The following is a 24,343-nucleotide window of genomic DNA, read 5'->3' as shown; positions in this document are numbered from 1 at the left end:
GGTGCCCGGTCAGGCCCCCGGCGCCCCGGCCGGCAGCTCGACGGCGCCCTCGGCCCGGACCCGGTCGGGGCCGGCCAACCCGCGCTGCCGGCGGGAGAGCAGCAGGTACAGCAGCGCCGCCACCGCGCCGGAGAGCAGGAAGCTGACGTCCACCCCGCCGGTGAGCGACAGCACCGGACCCCGGTAGACCGGCGTGTCGACCGCGCACAGCCCGACCGCGCTGCCGGCCGCCCAGGCCACCGTGGCGGGGACGTTCCAGCCCGCGCGGTACCAGTAGACGCCGCCGCGGGTGCCCCGGTTGTAGACCTGGAGGGACTGCCGGTCGTAGTCGCCGCGGCAGCGCACGTGGCCGATCAGGGTGATCACCGCCCAGGGCGCGCCGATCGCCGTGAGCACCAGCACGAACGAGGTCACGGCGGACTGCGCGTTCCACACGAAGTGCCCGAGGAAGACCAGCACCGCGCCCAGGCCGGCCACCACGTAGGTGGCCTGCCGGCGGGTGGCGCGGGGCAGGATGGCGTCCAGGTCCAGGCCCATGCTGTAGAGCATCAACCCGGTGTTGCCCGCGCTGCCGAGCAGGCCGTTGAGCAGCAGCGGTGCCAGGAACCAGACCGGGGCGGCGGCGATCAGCCCGCCCACGTAGTCCTGGCCTGCGCCGGTGGCCACGGCGGTGAAGGTGCCGAACAGCTGCGGGATCAGCAGGCCGACGAACAGGCCGAGCACGGTCGAGCGGAGCACCGTGCGCCCGGAGTGCCGGGTGGGCGAGACGTACCGGGTGTAGTCGCCGAGCAGCGTGATGAACGCGATCGGGCCGCTGATCCCGGCCGCGACCACCGACAGCAGCCAGGTCGGCCAGAACCCGCCGAGCAGGTACGCGCCGTGCGCGGAGGCGTCGAAGTGCGGCGCGAAGGCGACCAGCCCGGCCAGCAGCAGCCCGCCCATCGCCCACATCAGCACCTTCTCCAGCCGCAGCAGCAGCCGGTAGCCGAAGACCGCGGCGGTGGCGCTGAGCGCGGCGAGCACGGTGTAGGTGGCCACGTACGCGGGGCCGTGCGCGGGCAGCCCGAGGAGCCGGTTGAGCGCGCCGACCACGACGTCGCCGCCGACCCAGAGCGACAGCGCGGTGTAGCCGAGCGAGAGCAGCAGGCCGACCACCGAGCCGATCAGCCGCCCGCGCACCCCGAAGACGGCGCCGGAGCTGGTGGACAGGTTGGTGGCGGTGCGCAGCGACACCAGCGCGAGCGGCGCGGTCAGCGCGATGCCGAGCACGGTGCCGAGCACGACCGAGGTGGTGGCGGCCCAGAAGGAGAGCCCGAAGGAGACCGGGAGCCAGCCGAAGACCACCACGCCGAACGCGAGGTTGGAGCCGACCAGGATGCTGAGCACGTCGCGCGGGGTGCTGGTCCGCTCGGCCTCCGGGATGGTGTCCACGCCGTGCTGCTCGATCAGGGCGTGGCCGGTGGCGGGGGACGGGGCGTGGGGCTGCGGCATCGTCTTCCAGGTGTTCCGTGCGGCGGTGCGGGGAGTGCCGCCGGCTGGGCAGGGCGGCCGGGCCGCACCATCCGTTCATGCTCCGTTCGGCGCGGATCCGGACACAACGGGCGATCCTCCACACCCCGGGCACGAACCACCGGGGCCGCCTGTGCGGTCGCACCATCCCGGGTCCGCCGACCCCGCCGCGACGGCCGCCCCGGGCACCGTGGCGGAGATCACCCTCCGCTTCGGGTCACCTACGGTGGCGTAGGTCACTTGATGAGGTGAACTATTCACTTCATGGCCGATCTTCAGGAGACCCCTGACCTCCACTCGTACGTCGCCCTCGGCGACTCCTTCACCGAAGGCCTGAACGACCCGGGCCCCGACGGCCACTTCGCGGGCTGGGCCGACCGACTGGCCGGGATGCTCGCCGACCGGCAGCCCGGCGGCGGGTTCCGGTACGCCAACCTGGCCGTCCGCGGCCGGCTGCTGGACCAGATCGTCGCCGAGCAGGTGCCGCAGGTCCACCGGATCCGGCCCGACCTGGTGACCTTCTGCGCCGGCGGCAACGACATCCTGCGCCCCGGCAGCGACCCGGACGAGGTCGCCGAGCGGTTCGAGCGCGCGGTCGTCGAACTCGGGCGCAGCGCGGGCACGGTGCTGGTCTGCACCGGCTTCGACACCCGGGACGTGCCGGTGCTGCGGCACCTGCGCGGCAAGATCGCCACGTACAACGCGCACCTGCGGGCGATCGCCGACCGCAACGACTGCGTGGTGGCCGACCTGTGGTCGCTGCGCTCGGTGCACGACCGCCGGGCCTGGAGCGACGACCGGCTGCACCTGTCCCCCGAGGGCCACCAGCGGGTGGCCCTGCTGGCCGCCCGCGCGCTCAGGCTGTCCGGCGCCGGCGACCCGGAGGCGCCGTGGCCGACCGTCGCCGTGCCGACCCCCGCCGAGCTGCGCCGGGAGAACCTCCAGTGGGCGCGCAGCTTCCTGATCCCGTGGGTGGGCCGCCGGCTGCGCGGCGAGTCCTCCGGCGACAACGTCGAGGCGAAGCGCCCGGACCTGCTGCCGCTGTGACCGCGCGGCCGCGCCGGCCGGCCACCTGAAAGGCCGGGCTGCGCGAAACGCCCGGCCACCCGAAACGCCCGAGGGCCCGACCACCTGGTGGTCGGGCCCTCGGGCGTCGTGGCGTGCGGGGCCACGGGCGGGGTCGGCTACTCGACGACGAGCTCGACCTCGATGTTGCCGCGGGTGGCCTTGGAGTAGGGGCAGACCTGGTGGGCCTGCTTGACCAGCAGCTCGCCGGTCTCGCCGGCCAGCGCCTCCGGCAGCTCGACGCGCAGCGTGACGGCCAGGCCGAAGCCGGTCTCGTCCTGGCCGATGGAGACCTCGGCCGTCACGGAGACCTCGCTGGTGTCGACCCGCTGCTGGCGGCCCACCAGGCCCAGGGCGCTGGCGAAGCAGGCCGCGTACCCCGCCGCGAACAGCTGCTCGGGGTTGGTGCCCTGGCCGTTGCCGCCCAGCGCGGGCGGCATCGCCAGCGCGAGGTCCAGCTGACCGTCGGAGCTGACCGTGCGGCCTTCGCGACCGTTCGCCGTGGCCACAGCCGTGTACAGCGCGTCCATCACACCGTTCCCTTCTCGCCTCGGCGACCCTCCCGGACCTCGGGGCCGCCTCATGGGCACAAGTGAAGCACACAACTGAATTGCGCACAACTGAATGGTGCGAGCGGGGATCGGTACCCTGGAGACATGACCACGCTCTCCGAGCTGCCGGACGAGCAGCTGCTCCGCCTCGACCACCAGATCTGCTTCTCGCTGCACGCCGCCGCCCGCGCCTTCAACGGCGTCTACCGGCTGGCGCTCCGGGACCTCGACCTGACCTACCCGCAGTACCTGGCGATGCTCGTGCTCTGGGAGGACGGCGACCAGCCGGTCAAGCAGATCGGCGAGCGGCTGCGGCTCGACTCCGGCACCCTCTCCCCGTTGCTCAAGCGGTTGGAGATGGCGGGCCTGGTCCGGCGCGAGCGCAGCGCCGAGGACGAGCGCTCGGTCACCGTGCGCCTCACCGAGGCCGGCACCGCCCTGCGCGGGCGCGCGCTCGAGGTGCCCCGCCGGATCAGCCGGGCCACCGGCCTGGACGTCGCCGACATCACCGAGCTGCGAGCCCTGCTGGAGCGCGTCACCACCGCGCTCGACGCGGCCGTGGCGGACGGGGCCACGCTCACCGGCGCCTGACCGCCCCCGCCCCGAGGGCCGCTCCCCTCAGGACTCGTACTGCTCGACCTCCTCGATGCTGCGCACGCTCGCCAGGTTCGGGTCCTCCCCCGCGTCCTTGCGGGCCCGCCGCTGCCGCAGCAGGTCCCAGCACTGGTCGAGCTGCTGCTCGATGTCGCGCAGCCGCTGGTGCTCGGTCTCGGGGTCGATCCGGCCGTCGGCGAGGAGCTCCCGCAGGTTGCGCTCGGCGGCGACCATCTCGCCGATCCGCTCCAGGATCCGCTGATCCGCCCCGGCACCCGGGTCCGGTTGCTGTGTCATGCGGCGCCTCCTCACTCTCGCCACCAGCCTAGGAACGGCCCCGGCCCGACGCGACCGCAGCACGGCCCGCGGCGCGCGGGCACGCATCACCCGGACGGCGCAGCACGGCTTGACAGGGCGTCAGCGGAGCAGCAGGATCCCAAACTTGGAAATGACTTTCACTTCTAAGAAGGAGTTGGCGCCATGTCCCTCGACGTCTCCCCCACCCTGCTGGCCCAGGCCGAGCGCGACGAGGTCGACGAGTCCGCGTTCGTCGACACCGTCCGCACCTCCCTCCCCTACGCCTACCGGCTGATCGCCGGACTCGCCGCCGAACTGCGCGGCTCCTCGGCCGAGTTCGCCGACAACACGGAGGCCCCCTCGGAACCGGAGCGCGGCCAGCTGCTGCGCGCGCTGGCCAGCGACGCGATCCGGGGCAGCCTGGAGCGGCACTTCGGGGTGCGGCTCGCCTTCCAGAACTGCCACCGGGTGGCGGTCTTCCACCCGGGCGCGGAGCAGGGCGAGACCTACCGCCGGTTCACCTCGGTCCGGGCGCAGCTGCTCAACCAGTCCCCGGAGTTCCGGGACTGCTGAACCCGCCGCCGGCGCCCCCGGGTTCAGCCCGGGGGCGCCCAGCCCGGATCCCGCCCGGCCAGACCGAGCAGCCTGGTCTGCGGGTCGGCGTCCGGCCCGGTCGGCACCGCGCGCGCGAACATGCCGGTGGCGGAGAGGTCCCCGTACGCCTCGATCTCGCCGAGCGCGAAGGCCGCGCCGGCCGGCGACATCCGGCCCGCCCCGCCGAGCGACCGGGCCAGGTCCCAGCCGTGCACCACGGCGTCCACCGTCATCTCCCGGCAGTAGCCGAGCGCGTCCCGGTCGGCGTACGAGAGGTGGACGGTCCGGTCCAGCGCGCCCGGCGCGTGGAAGCCGGCGGCGGCCGCCGCGGCCGCGTCGGTCCACACCGCGAGCGGGTCGTCGGCCAGCGCGTCGCCGTCGAAGAACGACCCGACCTGCGCCACCGTCGCGCCCGCCAGCATCTCGGGCACCCACAGCTGCTCCACCGTCAGGTGGTTGACCAGGTCGCGCACCGTCCAGTCGGCGCACGGGGTGGGCAGGTCCCACTGGCGGCGCAGGACCATGCCGACCAGCCGGCCGAACTCCCCCACGGCCTCGTCGTAGCGGTCCAGCACCTCGCGGTGCGCGTGACGCTCGTGTTGGCATGCCATACCCACACAGTGCCCCCGATGCCCCGCCCCGGCACCCCGTGCGGGCGGCGGTGGATGATGTGAGACGCCCGGAGCCCGTCCGGCCGCCGCGTCCCGAGGAGCCGCCATGTCCCGTCCCCCGATCACCGTGCTCGGCGAGTGCGTGGCCGACGCCTTCACCGACAGCCGGCGCGGCACCCACGGCGAGCTCGCGCTGCGGGTGCACCCGGGCGGCGGGCCGGCCAACACGGCGGTCGCGCTGGCCCGGCTGGGCACCCCCACCCGCTTCCTGGGCCGGCTGTCGGGCGACGTGTTCGGCCGGCTGTTCCGTGCCCACCTCGCCGAGTCCGGCGTGGACCTGGACGGCTGCGTATCGGCGGCCGAGCCCAGCACGCTGGCCGTCGCCGACCTGGACGAGCAGGGCCGGGCCGGCTACTCGTTCCACGCCGAGGGGGCGGCGGACTGGCAGTGGACCGCCGGCGAGCTGGCGGCCGAGCCGGCGGGCTCCCCGGCCTGCGTCCACAGCGGCTCGCTCGCCCTGGTCCGGGCCCCGGGCGGGTCGGTGGTCGAGGAGTTCCTGGCCCGCAGCGCCGCCCGCGCGACGGTCTCGATCGACCCCAACGTCCGGCCGCTGCTGGTGCCGCCGGCCGCCTACCGGGAGCGGCTGGAGCGCTGGTGCGAGCTGGCCGACCTGCTGCGGCTCAGCGACGACGACCTGGCGCACCTGCTGCCCGGGGCCACCCCGGAGCAGGCCTGCGACCGCTGGCACGCCGCCGGCGTGCGACTGGTGGTGATCACCCTGGGCGCGGCCGGTGCGCTCGTCTCGCTGGACGGGCAGCGGGTCACGGTGGCCGCCGAACCGGTCACGGTGGCCGACACCGTCGGGGCCGGCGACGCCTTCACGGCCGGGCTGCTGCACCACCTCGACGGGCAGGGCCTGCTCGGCGGGCGGCTGGACGCCCTCGGGCTCGACCAGGCCGCCGAGGCGGCCCGGTTCGCCGCCCGGGTGGCCGCCCTGACCTGCTCGGTGCCCGGCGCCAACCCGCCGCGGGCGAACCTGCTGGACGGCTGAGCCGGGCACCCGCCGTCCCGCACGGGCACCGGCCCCGCCACCGGAGACGGGGCCGGCGCCCGTGGCTCAGTCGACCGGCGCCTTGTCCCGCAGCACCTCGACGAAGGCCTTCATCCAGCGCGGGTGGTCCGGCCAGGCCCGGCCGGAGACCAGCACCCCGTCGACCACCGCCTCACCGTCCACGTAGGCGGCCCCGCCGGCCGCCACGTCCGGCTCCAGCGCCGGGTAGGCGGCGGTCCGGCGGCCCGCCAGGGTGCCGCCGACCAGCGGGATCAGCGGGCCGTGGCAGAGCTGCGCTACGGGCTTGTCCAGCTCGAAGAAGTGCCGCACCACCCGCTGCACCTCGGGGTCGTTGCGCAGGTACTCGGGCGCCCGCCCGCCGGGCAGCACCAGCGCGACGTAGTCGGCCGGATCGACCTCCGCGACGGCGAGGTCGGCCGCCCAGGTGTAGCCGGGCTTCTCGGTGTAGGTGTCGAACCCGTCCACGAAGTCGTGCACCACGAACTGCAGCCGCTTGCGGCTCGGCGCCGCGATGTCGACCTCGTACCCCTCCTCGCGCAGCCGCTGGTAGGGGTAGAAGACCTCCAGCGACTCCGCCGCGTCGCCGGTCACGATCAGGATCTTGGCTGTCATGCCTGGGATTCCGCCCTTCCTCGCCGTACGGGGTCCTCGACCGCGACACACACTGCCCGCTGGCGCGCGGTAGGGCAACGAGGCGCACGGCGCACCCGACCGGCGCACCCACCGGAGGGCCCGCGCCCCCTGCCGCCCGCCCCGGCGGGAGGCGCCGTACGGACGCCGGTCAGCCCCCGGCGGCCCAGGCCAGCAGCCGGTCCACCGGCCAGGTGGTGACGATCCGCTCCGGGTCCAGCCCCGCCGCGGCGGCTCTGGCACAGCCGTACGCCTGCCAGTCCAGCTGACCGGGTGCGTGCGCGTCGGTGTCGATCGAGAACAGGCAGCCGGCGTCGGCGGCCAGCCGGATCAGCCGGCCGGGCGGATCGCGGCGCTCCGGGCGGCAGTTGATCTCGACGGCGGTGCCGGCCTCGGCGCAGGCCGCGAAGACCGCCTCGGCGTCGAAGACGGACTCCGGGCGCGGCTTGTCCGCGATCAGCCGGCCGGTGCAGTGGCCCAGGACGTTCACCCGCGGGTTGCGGACGGCGGCCAGCAGACGGCGGGTCATCGGCGCCCGGTCCATCCGGAGCTTGGAGTGCACGGAGGCGACCACCACGTCCAGTTCGGCGAGCAGCCCGTCCTCCTGGTCGAGGCCGCCGTCGTCCAGGATGTCGCACTCGATGCCGCTCAGCAGGCGGAACGGGGCCAGCGCGGCCCCGACCTCGGCGACCACCTCCAGCTGGTGGCGCAGCCGTTCGGGGCTGAGGCCGCGGGCCACCTTGAGCCGGGGCGAGTGGTCGGTGAGCACCGCCCACTCGTGCCCCAGGTCGCGGGCGGTGCGGGCCATCAGCTCGATCGGGCTGCCGCCGTCCGACCAGTCGGAGTGCAGGTGGCAGTCGCCGCGCTGGGCGGCGAGCAGGTCGGCGCCCTCCTCGGCCTGCGGGGCGGGTCGCTGTTCCAGTTCGACCAGGTACTCGGGGGTGCGGCCGGCCGTGGCCTCGGCGATCACCTGGGCGGTCACCGGCCCGATGCCGGGCAGCCGGGCGGCCTGCGCGGCGTCCAGCGGGCCCGGGGGCAGCGCGGTGGCGGCCTCGGCCGCGGTGCGGAAGGCCTTCACCCGGTACGGCGAGGCCAGCTGCCGTTCCAGCAGGAAGGCGATCCGTTCGAGTGCGGTGACCGGGTCCATACCGCCAGTCTGGCCCGCCGTCACCGGCCACCGCTCGGCGAGGGATCCGACCCGGAGGCCTTGTTGACATCGTGTATAACTGCGATCCTTCCCCCTGGGCCGTACGCGGGACCGTCGGCCAGCCCCTGCCCCCCGCCCACCCGGGAGCCCCGATGCGCGAGACCGCCACCTCCCCCCGCACCCAGGACCGCGAGCAGAACGCCGAACGGCTGCTGCGCGCCTCCGCCCGGCACTCCTACGACCCGCTCACCGAGATCGACTGGGACGCCCCGCTCGACCCGGCCCACCTCGCCCTCCCCCCGCACCGGGTCTCGCTGTACGGCACCCCGCTGTGGCACTCGCTCGACCCGCACCGGCAGGCCCGGCTCAGCGTCGACCAGTTCGCCAGCACCACCGCGGCCGGCATCTGGTTCGAACTGGTCCTGATGGAGGGCCTGGTGCGGCACGTGTACGAGAGCGACCTGACCACCCGGCACGCCCAGTACGCGCTGACCGAGGTCGCCGACGAGTGCCGGCACTCCACCATGTTCGCCCGCTACATCAGCGCCACCGGGTACCCCTCCGCCCGGCCCAGCAAGCGCGCCCAGCGGCTCGGCCAGCTGCACTTCCTGGCCAACGACACCGCGATGACCTTCGCCGGGGCGATATTCGTCGAGGAGTTCACCGACGCCATGCAGCGGGAGATGATCCGCGACGAGAGCCTGCAGCCGCTGGCCCGGTCGGTGGCCCGGATCCACGTGATCGAGGAGGCCCGGCACATCGGCTACGCCAAACCGGAGCTGGCCCGCCGCTGGGCCGCGATGAGCGCACCGCGCCGGGCACTGTTCCGGCGGGCGCTCGCGGTGCTCGCCCAGCAGGCCGTGGCGGAGCTGATCCACCCCCGGGTGTACGCCCGCGCGGGCCTCGACCCGGTGGCGGCGCAGCGCGCGGCCCACCTCAACCCGCACTGGCGCGACACCCGCGTGGAGTGGGCCCGCAAGGCCGTCGCCTACTTCACCGAACTCGGCATCATCGACCGCAGCGTGGAACGGATGTGGCGCCGCGCCGCCCTGATCGCGCCGCGCTGAGCCGGCGGCCGCCGCGCCCGGAGCACCGGGCCCGGCCGGCGGGCGGCCGGGCGGACGGGCGGGTCGGCGGGCGGGCGGGTCGGCGGGCGCTACAGCACGGCCGAGCCCGCCAGCCGTCCGAGGCCGAAGGTGATCGCGGAGGCCGCCGCCACGATCAGCAGCTGGCGCAGCGCCGTCCAGCCGGCCCCGCGCCCCGATCCGTAGCCCAGCGCCCCGCCGACCAGCAGCGAGGCCAGCGCGGTCAGCACGGCGGAGGCCGCCACGGCCGTCCCGCCCTCGGTGAAGAACCAGGGCAGCAGCGGCATCAGCGCACCGAGCGCGAACAGCAGCAGCGAACTGCCCGCCGCCACCAGCGGCGAACCCGCGTCCTGGGCACTGACCCCGTACAGGATCCGCAGGCTGGTGGCGCGCGAGCCGCGGCCCGCCGACACCACGCTGCGGCTGGCCCGGGCCGCGGTCTCGCGGTCCAGGCCGCGGGCCCGCAGGCTGCCGGTCAGGTGCGCCATCACCACCGGCGGGGAGCGCCGCCAGGCCCGGTGCAGCGCGTCCTCCATGCCGCGGGCCACCTCCACCTGACTGCGCACCGAGACCCACTCGCCGGCCGCCATCGACAGCGCGCCCGCGACCAGGCTGGCCAGCCCGGACAGCCGGACGGTGCCGGCGTCCACCGAGGCCCCGGCCACCCCGAGGATCATGCAGAGGTTGGTCACCAGCCCGTCGTTGACCCCGAGCACGGCCGCCCGGATCCCGCCGCCGGCCACCCGTCCCGCCGTCCGCCCGAGATCGGTCAACTCCTCCTCGGCGGCCCGGTCCTCCTGCTCGCTGCGCTCCCCCGGATCCCAGTGCGGCGCGAGCACCGCCCACTCGGGCCCGGTCGCGGGTGACGTCATCCCAGCACCTCCCTGTCGCTCAGAGGCTAGGGGCACCCGTCCCGTCACGCCGCCCACCGCGCCGCACGCCCCTGGCCACCGGCCCGACTACCCCGCCCCGGCGGATCGAACACCCCGGCCGCGGGCTCGTCGCCGCGGTGTCCTAGGGTCCGCACATGATCTTCCGCAGACCTTCGGCCACCCGGGCCGTCGACGCATTCGAGCAGGCCCTGGACGCGCGCGAGCCGGGTCGGGCCGGGCAGGCCTTCGACGACCTGGGCCGGGCGCTGGCCCGGGCCGGAGCCAAGGAGCGCGCCGCCGCCGGCCCGCGGCTGGCCGCCCTGATCGACCGGCTGTCCCCCGAGCCGGGGGCGGCACTGGCGGTGCTGGTGGGCGCCTGCGTGGAGGGCGGCGCCGACCCCCTCGCCTGCGCGGGCCCCGTCCTGGCCGGCCTGCGGGCGGCGCTGACGCACGCCGTCGCCTTCGCCGAGCACTGGCCGCAGGACGCCGAGGAGGACCTGCAGGCGCCCGGCGAGGAGATCCCCGATGAGGTCCTGGCCCTGCTCGGCGACGGCCCCGAACCGTTCCTGCGGGCCGCCTCCTGGGCCTCGCTGCCGGGCTGGGAGCAGGCCGCCACGGCCGTGCTGATCCACCCCGAGGTGCGCCGGAGCCTCACCGACCGCGACGAACTGCCCGGCCTGACCGCTCGGCTGGCCGGGTTCCTCGGCGAAACAACCTGCCTGACCGCCGCGTTGTCGCTGCTCGACGACGAACCCCTGCTGGTGCTGGACCGGGTCGGCGGCGCCGGCTTCCGGCTGCGGATGAGCGGCATCGCCGACAACTTCCAGCTGCACACCCTGCTCGCCGGCGTCCTGATCGGCGGCGGCCACCTGCCCGGCACGGCGCCGTCGCCCGACGCCGTCGCCGCCTACCTGGGCACCGGCCGCAGCGACCGGCGCCCGGCCGTCACCGGCAGCTTCAACCTGGTCGCCGCCGACGGCTCGTGGATCTGGAACGAGGGCACCCCGCGCGACATCCCGGTGGTGGACGGCATCCGCCTGCTGGTGCTCGACCCGCCGTCGTACCCGCGCACCTGGGCGGCCGGTGCGATGTTCCCCGCGATGCGCGCCGAACTGGTGCTGGAGGAGGTGCTCGCCCCGCAGGAGGCGGCCCGCCACCTGGCCGCCGTCCGGCCCGCCACCTCCTACGGCGGCTGACCGCGGGCCGGCGCAGGACCGGGGAAGCGGATCCCGTGATCCGGGGTGCGGGCGCCGGGCCGGTGGCGGAGGATCGGGAGGTGGACACTCAGGGCGCAGCCGGCGGCATCCGGCTCGGCACCGCGCGCGGGCGCTGGGTGGTCCTGACCACCGCGCTCGGCTCCGGCATGGCGATGCTCGACGGCACGGTGGTCAACGTCGCGCTGCCGCGGATCGGCGCCGATCTGAACGCCTCGCTGGCGGCCCTGCAGTGGACGGTCAACGCGTACCTGCTGACGCTGGCCGCGCTGATCCTGCTCGGCGGCTCGCTCGGCGACCGCTACGGGCGCCGGAAGGTCTTCATGATCGGCGTCTGCTGGTTCGCCGCCGCCTCGGCGATCTGTGCGGCGGCCCCCACCATCGAGGTGCTGATCCTGGCCCGCGCCCTGCAGGGGGTCGGCGGTGCACTGCTCACCCCGGGCTCGCTCGCCATGCTCCAGGCGGTGTTCCACCCGGACGACCGGGCCGCCGCGGTGGGCGCCTGGTCGGGCCTGGGCGGGGTGTCCGCGGCGGTCGGGCCGTTCCTGGGCGGCTGGCTGGTGGACGGCCCGGGCTGGCGGTGGATCTTCCTGCTGAACGTGCCGCTGGCCGCTGTGGTGGTCGCCGTCGCCGCCCGGCACGTCCCCGAGACCAGGGACCCGCAGGACCCGGGCCGCTTCGACGTGCGCGGCGCGGTGCTGGCCGCGCTCTCGCTCGGCGGCGTGACGTACGCGCTCACCGAGGGGTTGAAGGGGTACTCGGCGCTCGCCGGCGTGGCGGGCGTGCTGCTCGGCGTGGTGTTCGTGCTCGCGGAGCGCCGAACGGCGCATCCGATGCTGCCGCTGGAGCTGTTCAGGTCCCGCCAGTTCACCTCGGTCAACCTGGTGACGGTGTGCGTGTACGCGGCGTTCAGCGGCATCTTCCTGCTGCTCACCGTGCAGTTGCAGACGGTCGCCGGGTTCAGCCCGCTGACCGCCGGGGTGGCGCTGGTGCCGACCACGCTGCTGATGCTGACGCTGTCCAGCCGGGCGGGCCGGCTGAGCAAGGCGATCGGGCCCCGGCTGCCGCTCTTCCTCGGGCCGATGATCTGCGCGGTCGGGGTGCTGCTGATGCTGCGGATCGGGCCCGGCGCCTCGTACTGGGCGGACGTGCTGCCGGCCGTGACGGTGCTCGGCGCGGGCATGACGCTGCTGGTGGCGCCGCTGACGGCGACCGTGCTGGCGGCGGTGGACGTGCAGCGGGCGGGGATCGCCAGCGGGGTGAACAACGCGGCCGCCCGCGCCGCCGGGCTGATCGCGGTGGCGGCGCTGCCCGCACTGGCGGGGCTGAGCGGGGATGCCTACCAGGTGCCGGCGGAGGTCGACTCGGCCTTCCGCACCGCGATGATGATCTGCGCCGGGCTGCTGGCCACCGGCGGACTGCTGGCGCTGGCCACGGTGCGCACCGACGCGCTCGCGCCCGACCGGCCGGTGGCCGAGCCGGACTGCGACTGGTACTGCGGCACCACGGCGCCGCCGAGCAGCCCCGGCCGCCGGGCGGCCACCACCCTGACCGGCCCGGACGGCCCGGACCGCCCGTCCCCGCCGGACCCGCCGAACGCACCGGACGGCCCCGCCCGAGGGTGAGCGGGGCCGGCCGGGAGCGAGCGTCTCAGAGGATGTCGCCCGGCGCGTACTTGGCGGCCTCGGGGTAGCGGTCGGCGACGGTCTGCACCCGGCGCACCACCTCGGCCACCTGCGCGCCGGCCGCCCCGGTGAAGGAGAGCCGGTCGGCCAGCAGGGCGTCCAGCGCGGCGCGGTCCAGCGGGATCCGCTCGTCCGCGGCCAGCTTGTCGAGCAGCGCGTTCTCCCTGGCGCCCTCACGCATGGCGAGCGCGGAGGCGACCGCGTGCTCCTTGATGACCTCGTGCGCGGTCTCCCGGCCGACGCCGGCACGCACCGCGCCCATCAGCACCTTGGTGGTGGCGAGGAACGGCAGGTAGCGGTCCAGCTCGGCCTCGATCACGGCCGGGAAGGCGCCGAACTCGTCCAGCACCGTCAGGAAGGTCTCCAGCAGGCCGTCGAAGGCGAAGAAGGCGTCCGGCAGGGCGACCCGGCGCACCACCGAGCAGGAGACGTCGCCCTCGTTCCACTGGTCGCCGCTGAGCTCGGCGGTCATCGAGGCGTAGCCGCGCAGGATGACGGCGAGTCCGTTGACGCGCTCGCAGGAGCGGGTGTTCATCTTGTGCGGCATGGCCGAGGAACCGACCTGGCCGGCCTTGAAGCCCTCGGTGACCAGCTCGTGGCCGGCCATCAGGCGGACCGTCTTGGCCAGGCTGGACGGCGCGGCGGCGAGCTGGACGAGGGCGGTGAGCACCTCGAAGTCCAGCGAGCGCGGGTAGACCTGGCCGACGCTGGTGAGCACCTCGGCGAAGCCGAGGTGGCCGGCGACCCGGCGCTCCAGCTCGGCGAGCTTCTCGTCGTCGCCGCCGAGCAGGTCGAGCATGTCCTGGGCGGTGCCGACCGGGCCCTTGATCCCGCGCAGCGGGTAGCGGGCGATCAGCTCCTCGAGCCGGTGGAAGGCGACCAGCAGCTCGTCCGCGACGGTGGCGAAGCGCTTGCCGAGGGTGGTGGCCTGGGCGGCCACGTTGTGCGAGCGGCCGGCCATCACCAGTTCGGCGTGGTCGGCGGAGAGCCGGCCGAGGCGGACCAGCACGGCGACCGTGCGGTCGCGCACGTGCTCCAGCGACTGCCGGATCTGGAGCTGCTCGACGTTCTCGGTGAGATCCCGGGAGGTCATCCCCTTGTGGATCTGCTCGTGGCCGGCGAGCTCGCTGAACTCCTCGATCCGGGCCTTCACGTCGTGCCGGGTGATCCGCTCGCGGGCGGCGATCGACTCCAGGTCGACCTGGTCGACGACGCGCTCGTAGTCCGCGACGGCGGTGGCCGGGACCTCGATGCCGAGATCCTGCTGGGCCTTCAGGACGGCGAGCCACAGGTGGCGCTCGAGGACCACCTTGTGCTCGGGGGACCACAGCTGGGCCAGGGTCGCCGAGGCGTACCGGGAGGCCAGGACATTGGGGATCTGGGGCTTCGCGCTCACGCTTCGCAAGCCTAACAGTCGAGGTCATCCGGGCCGACGGCGGCGTCCGGGGCGTCCGCCCGGCCATGGTCAGAACAGCGCGTCCTGGGTGGTCCCCGGCCCGGCCGGGCGGGCGCAGGGCAGCAGTTCCAGCCCGGCGCACCCGGCGACCTCCCCGCCGGCCAGCCCCCAGCCCGCCAGCAGCCTGGTGTCCAGCAGCAGCGGTTCGCCCTCGGCGGGGTCGATGAACAGGTGGCTGCCGATCGCCGGGCGCAGCGTCCCGGCCAGGGTGGCGCCGGGGGTGAGCGCGGTGATCCGCCGGTACGCGGGCGGCGGCCCGTCGGCCAGGCCGAGCAGCCCGACGTGGTCGACCAGCGGTCCGTCCGGGAACAGCTCGATCCCGTGGTCGGCGAGCAGCCGGACCACCTCGGCGCGCAGCCGCAGCAGCTCGCCCCGCCGGTCGGCGACCTCGGGCAGGCCCCACCAGGCGGCGGCCTTGACCGTGCCGGGGACCCGTTCGCGGGCCAGCCCGGCCTGGGCCACCGTGAGCTCGGCCCGGCGCACGGCGGGCAGCCGGCCGCGGCCGACGAAGGTGAAGACGGGGGCCGCCTGGTCGAGCAACCGGGCGGGACCGCGGTGCTCCCCGGTCAGGCCGACCTTGAGCAGGCCGGGGCCGAACCAGGCCAGGTAGAGCCGGTAGCTGCGGCCGTCGTCGAGGATCCGGTCGCGGGCCAGGGCCAGCCCGGGGTCGGCCCGCTGGCAGGTCTCGCACTGGCTGCTGCGCCCGGCGGGCGCGACCAGCTCCCGGTACGGGCAGCCGCGGGGCGCCGTGGTGCCGCGTACCCCGGTGCACCGGCGCGGGCCGGCCACCGTCCAGCCGATCCGCATCCCGGGAGTGAGCTCGCGGGCGTGCTCGCGCTGCCGGTCGGTCGCGGTGAGCCGCGGGGTGCCGTCGCGCCAGGACAGGCCGGTGACCGTCCAACCGCTCATCGCGACGGTCGGCTCAGCGGGCGGTGAGCAGCGGGAGGACCTGGCGGCAGAGCTGGTCGAGCGCCGTGCGCTGGTCCTCGTCGAGGCTGGCGAAGGCGTCGTGGGCGCGGGTCATGTCGTCCCGGATCCGGTCCAGGATGGTGCGGCCGGCCGGGGTGATCGCGACGATCTTGACGCGGCGGTCGCCGGCCGCCGTCTCGCGGTGGGCGAGGCCGAGCGACTCCAGGCGGTCCACGATGCCGGTGACGTTGGAGGCGTCGCAGCCCAGCCGGCCGGCCAGCGCGCGCATCGGCACCGGCTCCTGGACGGCCTTGAGCGCCTTGGCCTGGGAGGGGTTCAGCCCGTGCCGCCCCGCGGCCAGCGCGAAGTCCTGGAAGTAGGCGGTGCCGACGGCTGCCACCGCCTCCATCAGGTCGACGGTGGTAGGTGCCGGGGTGGTCGCTGTGGTGCCCATGACGGCCAGGTTACGCCGAAAAGGTTCAGCTGCTCCAGCTTTGACCGAGGCAATTGCCTGCGTCACAACGCCGGGGCGGGGCACCGCGGCGGCCGGTCAGAGCACCAGCAGGTCGAACAGGTGGCGCAGCTCGTCCTCGGGGTCCGCGGTCAGCCCGGTGTGCACGGGCCCGGGCTGCAGCAGCGCGCTGCGCGGGGCCGTCAGCCAGCGGAACCGCCGCCCGGCACTGTCCCCGGCCGCCGGCCCCGCCTGCGCGCCGCCTGCGCTGACCGCCTCCACCCCGCGCAGCGCGCGCCGTACGCCGGCCACGTCGGCGACCGGGTCGAGGGCGAGCAGCCGGCCCTGGTCGAGGTGGGTGCGGGCGCCCAGGAACTCGGTGCGCCGGCAGTACAGCAGCACCCCGACGTTGACGAACTCGCCGCGCTCGATCCTGGGCACGGCGCGCAGCACCGCGTACTCGTAGTCGTGCCGCACGGGCTCAGCCGACTCGGTCGACCCCTGCTCGGTCGGTTCGGCTGCGGCGGACCCCGTCAACGCCTCCATCAGTACGCCACCTCCGGCAGCCAGTCGCGGGGGCCCGCCAGCCGGGCCGTCAGCTGGGCGAGGTAGGCGGCGCGCACGGCCCGCGGGTCCTCGAAGCCCGGTTCGTCGGTCAGCCACTCCTGCGGGATGCTCGCCACCGCTTCGGCGAGCGCCTGCTCGGCCAGCGGCGCGAGGTCCGCGTCGGCCGCCTTCAGGTCGGGCCGGGCGGCGAGCAGGGCGTGGTCGGAGGCGTCGTACGGCTTGCGGATCCAGCCGCCGGCGCCCGCCCAGTGGTGGTGGAAGATCAGGCTGGCCCCGTGGTCGATCAGCCGCAGGCCGCCGGCGGCCACCAGCAGGTTGGGGTTGCGCCAGGAGCGGTCGACGTTGCCGATCAGCGCGTCGAACCAGAGCACCCGTCCGGCGAGTTCGGGGTCGACCTCGAAGCACAGCGGGTCGAAGTTGAGCGCGCCGCTGACGAAGGCCATCCCGAGGTTGAGACCGCCGCTGGCCCGGATCTGCTCCTGGATCTGCTGCTCGGGCTCGCTCCGGGCCAGCACCGGGTCGAGGTCGACCCGGACCAGTTCCGGCACCGGCAGGCCGAGCCGGCGGCCCAGCTCCCCGGCCAGCACCTCGGCCACCAGCGCCTTGCGCCCCTGCGCCGCCCCGGCCCACTTGAGGACGTAGAGCCGCCGGTCGTCGGCCTCGACGAGGCCCGGCATCGAGCCGCCTTCACGCAGTGGCGTCGCATAGCGGACCGCCGTCACCTCGGGGAGCATCCGATCAGCCTACCGATCGTCACCTGGCCTCCGCGCGTGCCTGCGGTGGCAAGGGCCGTGGGTCCGTGCGAGGGTGGCGGACAACTGTCCTGGTTCGGCACAAAACAGCACACAAGGGATGGACGATGGAGCGACCTCGGATCCTGATCGTCGGCGGCGGCTTCGCCGGCCTGGAGTGCGCACGCCGCCTGGAACGCAAGCTCGCGCCCACCGAGGCCGAGATCTCGCTGGTCGCGCCGTTCAGCTACCAGCTCTACCTGCCCCTGCTGCCGCACGTCGCGGCCGGCGTGCTGACCCCGCAGTCGGTGGCGGTCTCGCTGCGCCGCTCGCTGCACCGCACCCACATCGTCCCGGGCGGGGCGATCGGCGTGGACCCGCGGTCCAAGGTCTGCGTGGTCCGCAAGATCACGGACGAGGTGACCGCCGAGAAGTACGACTACCTGGTGCTGGCCCCCGGCAGCGTCACCCGGACCTTCGACATCCCGGGCCTGCCGGACTACGCGCGCGGGATGAAGACCCTGGCCGAGGCCACCTACGTGCGCGACCACGTGATCGCCCAGCTCGACCTGGCCTCCGCCAGCCGCGACGAGCGCGAGCGCGAGTCCCGGCTGCAGTTCGTGGTGGTCGGCGGCGGCTACGCGGGCACCGAGACCGCCGCCTGCCTCCAGCGCCTGACCACCGCGGCCAGCCGCCGCTACCCCCGGCTGGACCCGCGCCTGATCAAGTGGCACCTGATCGACATCGCCCCGAAGCTGATGCCCGAACTGGGCGACAAGCTCGGCGTCACGGCGCTGCAGATCCTGCGCGAGCGCGGCATCGAGGTCTCGCTGGGCGTGTCGGTGGCCGAGGTGGGCGCGGAGACGGTCAAGTTCACCGACGGGCGGGTGCTGCCCTGCCGGACCCTGATCTGGACCGCCGGCGTCGCCGCCAGCCCGCTGATCGGCACCCTGGACGCGGAGACCGTGCGCGGGCGGATCGCGGTCACGGCCGAGATGCGGGTGCCGCAGTTCGACGGCGTCTTCGCGCTCGGCGACGCGGCGGCCGTCCCGGACCTCGCCAAGGGCGACGGCGCGGTCTGCCCGCCCACCGCCCAGCACGGCGCGCGCCAGGGCAAGGCCTGCGCCGACAACCTGGTGGCCGCGCTGCGCAACCAGCCGCTGGAGCCGTACTACCACAAGGACCTCGGCCTGGTCGTGGACCTCGGCGGCAGGGATGCGGTCTCCAAGCCCGTCGGCATCGAACTGCACGGCCTGCCCGCCCAGTTGGTGGCCCGCGGCTACCACCTGATGGCGATGCGGACCAACGCCGCCAAGTTCCGGGTCGGCGCAAACTGGCTGCTGAACGCGACCGCCGGCGACGACTTCGTGCGCACCGGCTTCCTGGCCCGCCAGCCCGCCCGGCTGCGCGACTTCGAGTACACCGACGCCTACCTGACCAAGGAGCAGGTGCGCGAGCACGCCCAGGCGCTGCTGGCCAAGGGCTGAACCCGAGGGCTGAGACCCGACCGGCGCTGCCGTCCCCCACCGGGGGGCGGCAGCACCGTCGCGTCCGGGCCGGCTCACGCACCGCCGGCCCGGGGGGTCAGCTGCGGGCCGCCAGGAAGACGCCCGAGGTGTCCTTGCCCGCGGTGTTGCGGCAGGACCAGTTGCCGGACGCCTGCGCGTTCAGCAGCGTCAGGCAGCGGCCGAGGGCGAGCTGGGCGTAGTAGTTCGGGTGGAACGACTCCTGCACGGTGCCCTGGGTGCTGGTGCCCAGGTCCAGCCAGCGGGCCCACTCGCTGCTGGTCGCCGAGGGCGCGCTGGAGGAGGAGGCCAGCTTGGTCGCCTTGGAGCAGACCTCGCGGCCCTGCAGCAGGTCGCGCAGGTCGAGGAACTGGACGCCCTTGGCGGCGGCCACCCCGGCCAGGCGGGTGGAGATCTGCGGCACCAGGCTGTCCCGGGCCCAGTCGGCGTCCTGGTTCCAGAACGGGCAGCCGCCGGTGTTGGCGCGGGTCCACCCGCTCTCGGGGTAGCGCATCTCGGCGCTGCGCGGGATCGGCGACGGGTAGGACTGCAGCACGATCCGGTAGCTGACGGCCGCGTAGCCGGCGGCCGACATCACGGCCCGGATCTCGTCGATCGACTTGCCGACCCCGGCCATCGCGGCCGTCATCTTCCCGTCGACCGCGTCCTGCTGGTCGTCGTGGCAGTACGAGTACCAGACCAGGTAGTCCTGCACGCAGCTGGAGATCACGTCGGCGAAGCCGAGGTCGTTGCCGCCGATCGACAGGGTGATCAGCTTGACGTTGTACTGCCGGGCGACCCCGGCCAGTTGGTCGGCCTGCGGGGCCTCCCCCTTGTAGGCCTGGCCGCCGTTGGCGGCCCGGAAGACGTTCTGGCTGACGGCGCCGGAGCAGGCCAGGTTGATCTGGTTCTGGCTGATGGTGCCGGCGCTGCGGATCTCGGCCACGTCGGAGCGGTCGCACCCGCTCGCGTAGGTGCTGCCGTAGACCCGGGCGGGGTCGTAGCCGCTGCCGGTGTAGGCGCGGTCGGTGCCGCTGCGGCTCCCACTGGTGGTGAGGCTGTTGCCCTGCCAGCGGCCGGCCTCGCCGGAGATGTAGCTGTCGCCCATCGACACGCTGGCGGTGGCGACGGCGGCCGTGTCGGCCGCTCCGGCCGGAGCGGCCAGGGCGGTCAGCACGGGCAGGACGAGCGCCGCTGCGGCGAGCAGCGCTCGGGTGCGCGGGATGCGCGGGGTGCGGGGGGTTGTGCGTCGGCTCTTGGGCACGGCGAAACTCCTGCGAACGGCCTCGCGATGGTGGGGTGGCGAGGCACGGGTGAGGGTGAGCCGCCGGCCGGTGGCGCGATGAATGTGACATGAGCGCGCTTGTTACCGCTAGGTATCCGACACGGGAATTTCGCTGAGTCACCGGTCGGTTCAGATGAGTCGCGAACCCCCGGCGCGGGCGCCCAGCACTGCCGCGAGATCGTCCGCCAGCGCGGTGACCTCGGCGGGTGCGAGGGTGGAGACGGTCAGCCGGATCCCGGGCGGGGACTGCAGCCGGTACCGGGCCCCGGGCGAGGCCACCCAGCCGCGCTGCACCAGGGCCGCCGCCACCGCGGCCTCGTCCGCGACCGGCACCCAGACGTTCAGCCCGCTCTCCCCGTACGCCGCGATCCCGCGCTCGGCGAGCGCGCCGCGCAGTCCCTCGCGCCGGGCCCGGTAGGCCGCGGCGACCTCGGCCGGCGGGGCGGCCCCGGTCCGCCACAGCTCGGCCACGGTGCGCTGGAGCAGCAGGCTGACCCAGCCGGTGTCCAACCGCTGGCGGCCGAGCACCCGGTCCACCGTCTCCCGGTCCCCGATCAGCACCGACACCCGCAGGTCGGGCGAGAGCGCCTTGGCGGCGGAGCGGACCAGCGCCCAGTGGCCGACCGTCGGCGCGCCGCCCGGGTCGGCGGCCAGCGACCGGTAGGGCTGGTGGACCATGCCGTGGCCGTGGTCGTCCTCGATCAGCAGCACGTCCGGGTGGGCGGCCAGCACGGCGCGCAGGGCGGCGGCGCGCTCGGTGGTGACCGCGGCCCCGGTCGGGTTCTGCGCGCGGCTGGTCACGATCAGCGCGCGGGCGCCGGCCGCGAGCGCCTCGGCCACCCGGCCGGGCAGCGGCCCCTCGTCGTCCAGGCCGACCGGCGCCGTGCGCAGGCCGAGCGCGGGCAGCAGGTCGAGCAGGCTGCCCCAGCCCGGGTCCTCGACGGCGACCAGGTCGCCGGGGCGCAGCCGGGCGGCCAGCACCCGTCCGATCGCGTCCAGCGAGCCGGAGCAGACCGCGAGCGCGCCCTCGGGCGCCCCGTCGGCCCGGTAGGCGGCGCCGGCCAGCTCCAGCAGTCCGGCGTCGGCCATCGGATGCCCGTACAGCACGGGCTGCCGGGCGGCGGCGGCCGCGGCGGCGGCCAGGGCCGGGCCGAGGTCGGGCAGCAGGGCCGGATCGGGGTTGCCGGTGGACAGGTCGCGGGCGCCCGGCGGAACGGGGATGCCCGCCTGGTCGCGGGGAGCGCTCACCGGCCGGGGCCGGACCCGGCTGCCCTTGCGTCCGGCGGTCTCGATCACCCCCCGGTCGCGCAGCAGCCGGTAGGCGGCGGCGACGGTGTTGGGGTTGACCCCCAGCTCGCCCGCCAGGTCCCGCAGCGCGGGCAGCGGCGCTCCGGGCGCCAGCGCCCCGTCGCCCACGGCCCGCTCGACGTCGGCGGCGATCTCGGTGGCACGCCTACCCTTGATCCGATACTCTCCTAGCACAAACACAAGTATGCACTAGTACATAGAGGTTGTCATGTCGGACACCGCCTACGCCCGGACGCCCCGCACCACCCCCACCCGCTACAAGGACCGCGCCACCTGGGAGAAGGAGGCCGTCCAGCAGGTGCTGGACAGCGCCTGGGTCTGCCACCTCGGCTTCGTCGCGCCCGACGGCCGTCCGGTGGTGCTGCCGACCATCTACGCCCGGGTCGGCGACCACCTCTACGTGCACGGCTCGACCGGCAGCCGGCCGCTGCGCGCCGCCGGGGCCGACCAGGGCCTGCCGGTCTGCCTGACCGTGACGCTGGTGGACGCCCTGGTGCTCACCAAGTCCGCGTTCAACCACTCCGTCAACTTCCGTTCGGTGGTGGCGCACGGCACCGCGTACCAGGTCACCGACCCCGAGGAGCTGGCCGTCGCGCTGGACGCGCTGGTCGACCACGCGGTGCCCGGCCGGTCCGCCGAGGTCCGCCCGGCCAACGCCAAGGAGCTCGCCGCCACCGCCGTGGTCCGGCTCGACCTGGACGAGGTCTCGGCCAAGACCCGGGCCGACGGCGCCGACGACGACGAGGCCGACGCCGACCTGCCGTACTGGTCCGGTGTGATCCCCGTACGCACCGTGCACGGCGCCCCGGAGCCGCACCCGGCCAGCACCGTCCCGCTCCCCCCGCACCTGCGCGCCTTCGCGGCCGGGAGCGCGGACGCATGCTGATCCGCCCCTGGGACCGCGGCGACGAGGCCGAGTGGCGCGCCTGGCTCGCCGCGGGCCGCGACTTCGGCCTGCTGGCCGCCAACGGGCCGGCCGGCCGCGGCCCGGTGCTGGTCCCCACCCACTTCCTGCTCGACGCCGAGCAGCGGGAGATCCTGCTCCACCTGGCCGCGCCCAACCCGCTGCTCGCCGCGGTGCGGGCCGACCCGCGGGTCACCCTGTCGGTCACCGACGACTACGCCTTCGCGCCCGGCCACTGGCGCGGCGAGCCCGGCACGCCGACCAGTTACTACGCCTCGGTCCAGTTCTCCTGCACCGCCGAGATCGTCGAGGACCCGGCGGCCAAGGCCGCCGTCCTCAACCGCCAGCTGGCGCACTTCCAGCCCGAGACCCCGCAGGTCCGGGTGGCGGCCGGCGAGCAGCCGTTCGGCCCGCTGCTGTCCGGCCTGCGCGGGCTGCGGCTGACGATCGACGAGGTGCGGGCCAAGTTCAAGTACGACGACAAGAGGCCGCCCGCCGAGCAGGCCGCGCTGGCCGACCGGCTCGCCGACCGCGGGCAGGGCCTGGACCACGGCGCCCGGGCGCAGCTGCTGCGCCGCAACGCGCTGCGCACGCAGGACCGTACGGGCGGCTGACACCGGGTCGGCGGGCGAGGTTCTGGCCGCCGACCGGGTGACAGTGGAGGTCCGCTGGCGCTCCGTCAGCGGCTCGGCGCGCGCGAGCGGCGGCGGACTGGTGGAATGGGCTGGATTCCTGTTCACCCGGCCGTGCAGACGGGCCGTCGGATCCCGGGAGCTCGCCCTGTCCTCCTCTTCGCCTCCCCAGCAGGCCGGCCAGGCCCACCTCGGGCACGTGGTCTTCATCTCGGCGGCGGCCGCGATGGGCGGCTTCCTGTTCGGCTACGACAGCGCCGTGATCAACGGCGCGGTGACCGGCATCCAGAAGCACTTCGGTGTCGGCAACGGCGAGACCGCTTTCGTGGTCGCCATCGCGCTGCTCGGCTCGGCCGCCGGCGCGGTGGTGGCGGGCCGGCTCGCCGACCAGTTCGGCCGGGTCCGGACGATGCTGCTGGCCGCGGTGCTGTTCGCGATCAGCGGCGTCGGCTCGATGTTCCCGCCGAGCATCCAGGTGCTGGCGGTCTGGCGGGTGGTCGGCGGCATCGCGATCGGCATCGCCTCGGTGATCGCGCCGACCTACATCGCCGAGGTCTCCCCCACCGCCTACCGCGGCCGGCTGGCCTCCTTCCAGCAGATGGCGATCGTGCTCGGCATCACCGTCTCGCAGCTCGCCAACTACGCCCTGAACCAGGCGGCCGGCGGCGACTCCACCAACCACCTCGGCGGCATCCAGGCCTGGCAGTGGATGCTCGGCGTGGAGACCATCCCGGCCCTGGTGTACGGCGGGATGGCGCTGGCGATCCCCGAGTCCCCGCGCTTCCTGCTCGCCAACCGGCGCGAGCAGCAGGCCCGCGAGGTGCTGCGCGAGGTGGAGGGCCCGGACGTCGACCTGGACGCCCGGGTGACCGAGATCGAGTCGGTGCTGCGCAGCGAGCACAAGCCGGGCCCGAAGGACCTGCTGGGCGGGAAGTTCGGGCTGCTGCCGATCGTCTGGATCGGCATCGGCGCCTCGGTGTTCCAGCAGTTCGTCGGCATCAACGTGATCTTCTACTACTCGTCCTTCCTGTGGCAGTCGGTCGGCATCGACGAGAGCAACTCGCTGCTGATCAGCCTCTCCACCTCGATCGTCAACGTGGTCGGCACGGTCCTCGCGATGACCCTGGTCGACCGGATCGGCCGCAAGCCGCTGGCGCTGGCCGGCTCCATCGGCATGGCGCTCTCGCTCGGCACCGCGGCGTGGGCCTTCTCCTACCGGGTGGGCACCGGTGACACCGCCACGCTGGACGACACCTACGCGACGGTGGCGCTGGTGGCGGCGCACGTGTTCGTGTTCTGCTTCGCCTTCTCCTGGGGCGTGGTGGTCTGGGTGCTGCTCGGCGAGATGTTCCCCAACAAGATCCGCGCGCTCGCCCTCTCGGTGGCCGCCTCGGCGCAGTGGATCGCCAACTGGGCGATCACCGTCAGCTTCCCGGACCTGGCCGACTGGAACCTGTCGGCGACCTACGTGATCTACGCCTGCTTCGCACTGCTGTCCATCCCGTTCGTGGTGTTCTGCATCAAGGAGACCAAGGGCAAGGCGCTGGAGGAGATGGGCTGACGCCCGGTCACCTCCTCGCGCGGACGCCGGACAGCGGCGCCGCCCCGCACGTAGCATGCTCCCCGCGGGCGGTAGCCGCAGCCCGCCGTCCGCCGCGCCATGCGGCCC

The 24,343-nt window shown here is 74.8% G+C and carries 25 protein-coding genes; 11 read left to right on the top strand and 14 right to left on the bottom strand.

Annotated features, from left to right (window positions below; all coding sequences use genetic code 11):
• Positions 1-9: 9 nt before the first annotated feature.
• Complete coding sequence (locus tag ABT014_RS29980) at positions 10-1,491, bottom strand: cytosine permease (RefSeq protein ID WP_350642368.1); 1,482 nt, start codon at positions 1,489-1,491, stop codon at positions 10-12.
• A 282-nt stretch (positions 1,492-1,773) separates the two neighbouring features.
• Between ABT014_RS29980 and ABT014_RS29975 the strand changes: the two genes are divergently transcribed.
• Positions 1,774-2,556, top strand: a complete 783-nt coding sequence (locus tag ABT014_RS29975) for an SGNH/GDSL hydrolase family protein (RefSeq protein WP_350642367.1) — start codon at positions 1,774-1,776, stop codon at positions 2,554-2,556.
• Positions 2,557-2,693: 137 nt separating this feature from the next.
• Here the strand turns inward: ABT014_RS29975 and ABT014_RS29970 are convergent, their stop codons facing one another.
• Positions 2,694-3,104 (bottom strand): organic hydroperoxide resistance protein, encoded by a 411-nt coding sequence (locus tag ABT014_RS29970; RefSeq protein WP_350642366.1) that lies wholly within the window; start codon positions 3,102-3,104, stop codon positions 2,694-2,696.
• A 126-nt stretch (positions 3,105-3,230) separates the two neighbouring features.
• Here ABT014_RS29970 and ABT014_RS29965 point away from each other — a divergent pair, with 126 nt between their 5' ends.
• Positions 3,231-3,716: a MarR family winged helix-turn-helix transcriptional regulator gene (locus tag ABT014_RS29965; RefSeq protein ID WP_350642365.1), complete on the top strand. Its 486-nt coding sequence runs from the start codon at positions 3,231-3,233 to the stop codon at positions 3,714-3,716.
• 27 nt (positions 3,717-3,743) lie between these two features.
• On the opposite strand, the gene ABT014_RS29960 is transcribed toward ABT014_RS29965, so the two are convergent.
• Complete coding sequence (locus ABT014_RS29960; RefSeq protein WP_350642364.1) at positions 3,744-4,016, bottom strand: DUF2630 family protein; 273 nt, start codon at positions 4,014-4,016, stop codon at positions 3,744-3,746.
• A 183-nt stretch (positions 4,017-4,199) separates the two neighbouring features.
• On the opposite strand from ABT014_RS29960, the gene ABT014_RS29955 reads away from it, so the two are divergent.
• Complete coding sequence (locus ABT014_RS29955; protein WP_350642363.1) at positions 4,200-4,589, top strand: SCO5389 family protein; 390 nt, start codon at positions 4,200-4,202, stop codon at positions 4,587-4,589.
• A 23-nt stretch (positions 4,590-4,612) separates the two neighbouring features.
• Here ABT014_RS29955 and ABT014_RS29950 read toward each other — a convergent pair whose 3' ends face one another.
• Positions 4,613-5,221 carry a TIGR03086 family metal-binding protein gene (locus ABT014_RS29950; RefSeq protein WP_350642362.1) on the bottom strand — a complete coding sequence of 203 codons (609 nt, stop codon included), beginning with the start codon at positions 5,219-5,221 and terminating at the stop codon, positions 4,613-4,615.
• A 106-nt stretch (positions 5,222-5,327) separates the two neighbouring features.
• On the opposite strand from ABT014_RS29950, the gene ABT014_RS29945 reads away from it, so the two are divergent.
• Positions 5,328-6,272, top strand: coding sequence for a carbohydrate kinase family protein (locus ABT014_RS29945; RefSeq protein ID WP_350642361.1), 945 nt, complete (start codon positions 5,328-5,330; stop codon positions 6,270-6,272).
• 66 nt (positions 6,273-6,338) lie between these two features.
• Here the strand turns inward: ABT014_RS29945 and ABT014_RS29940 are convergent, their stop codons facing one another.
• Both ABT014_RS29940 and ABT014_RS29935 read right to left on the bottom strand, forming a co-directional pair.
• Positions 6,339-6,905, bottom strand: coding sequence for a DJ-1/PfpI family protein (locus tag ABT014_RS29940; protein WP_350642360.1), 567 nt, complete (start codon positions 6,903-6,905; stop codon positions 6,339-6,341).
• A 169-nt stretch (positions 6,906-7,074) separates the two neighbouring features.
• Entirely contained in the window at positions 7,075-8,070 is a 996-nt protein-coding gene (locus tag ABT014_RS29935; protein ID WP_350642359.1) for a PHP domain-containing protein, read from the bottom strand.
• A gap of 152 nt (positions 8,071-8,222) precedes the next feature.
• Here ABT014_RS29935 and ABT014_RS29930 point away from each other — a divergent pair, with 152 nt between their 5' ends.
• Positions 8,223-9,137, top strand: a complete 915-nt coding sequence (locus tag ABT014_RS29930; RefSeq protein WP_350642358.1) for an AurF N-oxygenase family protein — start codon at positions 8,223-8,225, stop codon at positions 9,135-9,137.
• A gap of 89 nt (positions 9,138-9,226) precedes the next feature.
• Here ABT014_RS29930 and ABT014_RS29925 read toward each other — a convergent pair whose 3' ends face one another.
• The gene (locus ABT014_RS29925) at positions 9,227-10,027 is read right to left on the bottom strand and encodes a VIT1/CCC1 transporter family protein (protein ID WP_350642357.1); all 801 of its coding nucleotides are present in this window, start codon (positions 10,025-10,027) and stop codon (positions 9,227-9,229) included.
• 155 nt (positions 10,028-10,182) lie between these two features.
• On the opposite strand from ABT014_RS29925, the gene ABT014_RS29920 reads away from it, so the two are divergent.
• Together ABT014_RS29920 and ABT014_RS29915 are read left to right on the top strand one after the other, a co-directional pair.
• Positions 10,183-11,223 (top strand): hypothetical protein, encoded by a 1,041-nt coding sequence (locus ABT014_RS29920; protein ID WP_350642355.1) that lies wholly within the window; start codon positions 10,183-10,185, stop codon positions 11,221-11,223.
• 80 nt (positions 11,224-11,303) lie between these two features.
• Positions 11,304-12,866 (top strand): MFS transporter, encoded by a 1,563-nt coding sequence (locus ABT014_RS29915; protein WP_350642354.1) that lies wholly within the window; start codon positions 11,304-11,306, stop codon positions 12,864-12,866.
• A gap of 25 nt (positions 12,867-12,891) precedes the next feature.
• Here the strand turns inward: ABT014_RS29915 and purB are convergent, their stop codons facing one another.
• The 5 genes from purB to ABT014_RS29890 all read right to left on the bottom strand — a co-directional run bounded on the left by purB (position 12,892) and on the right by ABT014_RS29890 (position 17,043).
• Positions 12,892-14,322 (bottom strand): adenylosuccinate lyase, encoded by a 1,431-nt coding sequence (purB, locus tag ABT014_RS29910; protein ID WP_350642353.1) that lies wholly within the window; start codon positions 14,320-14,322, stop codon positions 12,892-12,894.
• A 69-nt stretch (positions 14,323-14,391) separates the two neighbouring features.
• On the bottom strand, positions 14,392-15,291 hold the full coding sequence (locus ABT014_RS29905; RefSeq protein WP_350642352.1) for a DUF2797 domain-containing protein: 900 nt from the start codon (positions 15,289-15,291) through the stop codon (positions 14,392-14,394).
• 13 nt (positions 15,292-15,304) lie between these two features.
• The gene (locus tag ABT014_RS29900) at positions 15,305-15,745 is read right to left on the bottom strand and encodes a MarR family winged helix-turn-helix transcriptional regulator (protein ID WP_350642351.1); all 441 of its coding nucleotides are present in this window, start codon (positions 15,743-15,745) and stop codon (positions 15,305-15,307) included.
• A gap of 96 nt (positions 15,746-15,841) precedes the next feature.
• Positions 15,842-16,288, bottom strand: coding sequence for a DUF3037 domain-containing protein (locus ABT014_RS29895; protein ID WP_350642350.1), 447 nt, complete (start codon positions 16,286-16,288; stop codon positions 15,842-15,844).
• Positions 16,288-17,043 (bottom strand): HipA family kinase, encoded by a 756-nt coding sequence (locus ABT014_RS29890; RefSeq protein WP_350642349.1) that lies wholly within the window; start codon positions 17,041-17,043, stop codon positions 16,288-16,290. The genes ABT014_RS29895 and ABT014_RS29890 overlap by 1 nt, the downstream gene beginning before the upstream one ends.
• Before the next feature lie 125 nt (positions 17,044-17,168).
• Here ABT014_RS29890 and ABT014_RS29885 point away from each other — a divergent pair, with 125 nt between their 5' ends.
• Complete coding sequence (locus ABT014_RS29885; RefSeq protein WP_350642348.1) at positions 17,169-18,527, top strand: NAD(P)/FAD-dependent oxidoreductase; 1,359 nt, start codon at positions 17,169-17,171, stop codon at positions 18,525-18,527.
• 97 nt (positions 18,528-18,624) lie between these two features.
• Here the strand turns inward: ABT014_RS29885 and ABT014_RS29880 are convergent, their stop codons facing one another.
• Both ABT014_RS29880 and ABT014_RS29875 read right to left on the bottom strand, forming a co-directional pair.
• The gene (locus ABT014_RS29880) at positions 18,625-19,809 is read right to left on the bottom strand and encodes a GDSL-type esterase/lipase family protein (protein WP_350642347.1); all 1,185 of its coding nucleotides are present in this window, start codon (positions 19,807-19,809) and stop codon (positions 18,625-18,627) included.
• Positions 19,810-19,959: 150 nt separating this feature from the next.
• A complete protein-coding gene (locus ABT014_RS29875) occupies positions 19,960-21,312 on the bottom strand; it encodes an aminotransferase class I/II-fold pyridoxal phosphate-dependent enzyme (protein WP_350642346.1) in 1,353 nt (450 codons plus the stop codon).
• Between the two features lie 34 nt (positions 21,313-21,346).
• Between ABT014_RS29875 and ABT014_RS29870 the strand changes: the two genes are divergently transcribed.
• The 3 genes from ABT014_RS29870 (at position 21,347) to ABT014_RS29860 (ending at position 24,235) form a co-directional block, all read left to right on the top strand.
• On the top strand, positions 21,347-22,024 hold the full coding sequence (locus ABT014_RS29870) for a pyridoxamine 5'-phosphate oxidase family protein (RefSeq protein WP_350642345.1): 678 nt from the start codon (positions 21,347-21,349) through the stop codon (positions 22,022-22,024).
• Positions 22,018-22,656, top strand: a complete 639-nt coding sequence (locus ABT014_RS29865) for an FMN-binding negative transcriptional regulator (RefSeq protein ID WP_350642344.1) — start codon at positions 22,018-22,020, stop codon at positions 22,654-22,656. Before ABT014_RS29870 ends, ABT014_RS29865 begins: the two co-directional genes overlap by 7 nt.
• Positions 22,657-22,822: 166 nt before the next feature.
• A complete protein-coding gene (locus ABT014_RS29860; RefSeq protein ID WP_350642386.1) occupies positions 22,823-24,235 on the top strand; it encodes a sugar porter family MFS transporter in 1,413 nt (470 codons plus the stop codon).
• Positions 24,236-24,343: the final 108 nt, after the last annotated feature.

It is taken from the genome of Kitasatospora sp. NPDC094015 (assembly GCF_040304075.1).
Lineage (GTDB): Bacteria > Actinomycetota > Actinomycetes > Streptomycetales > Streptomycetaceae > Kitasatospora.
This window is presented reverse-complemented; position numbering and strand designations above follow the sequence as displayed.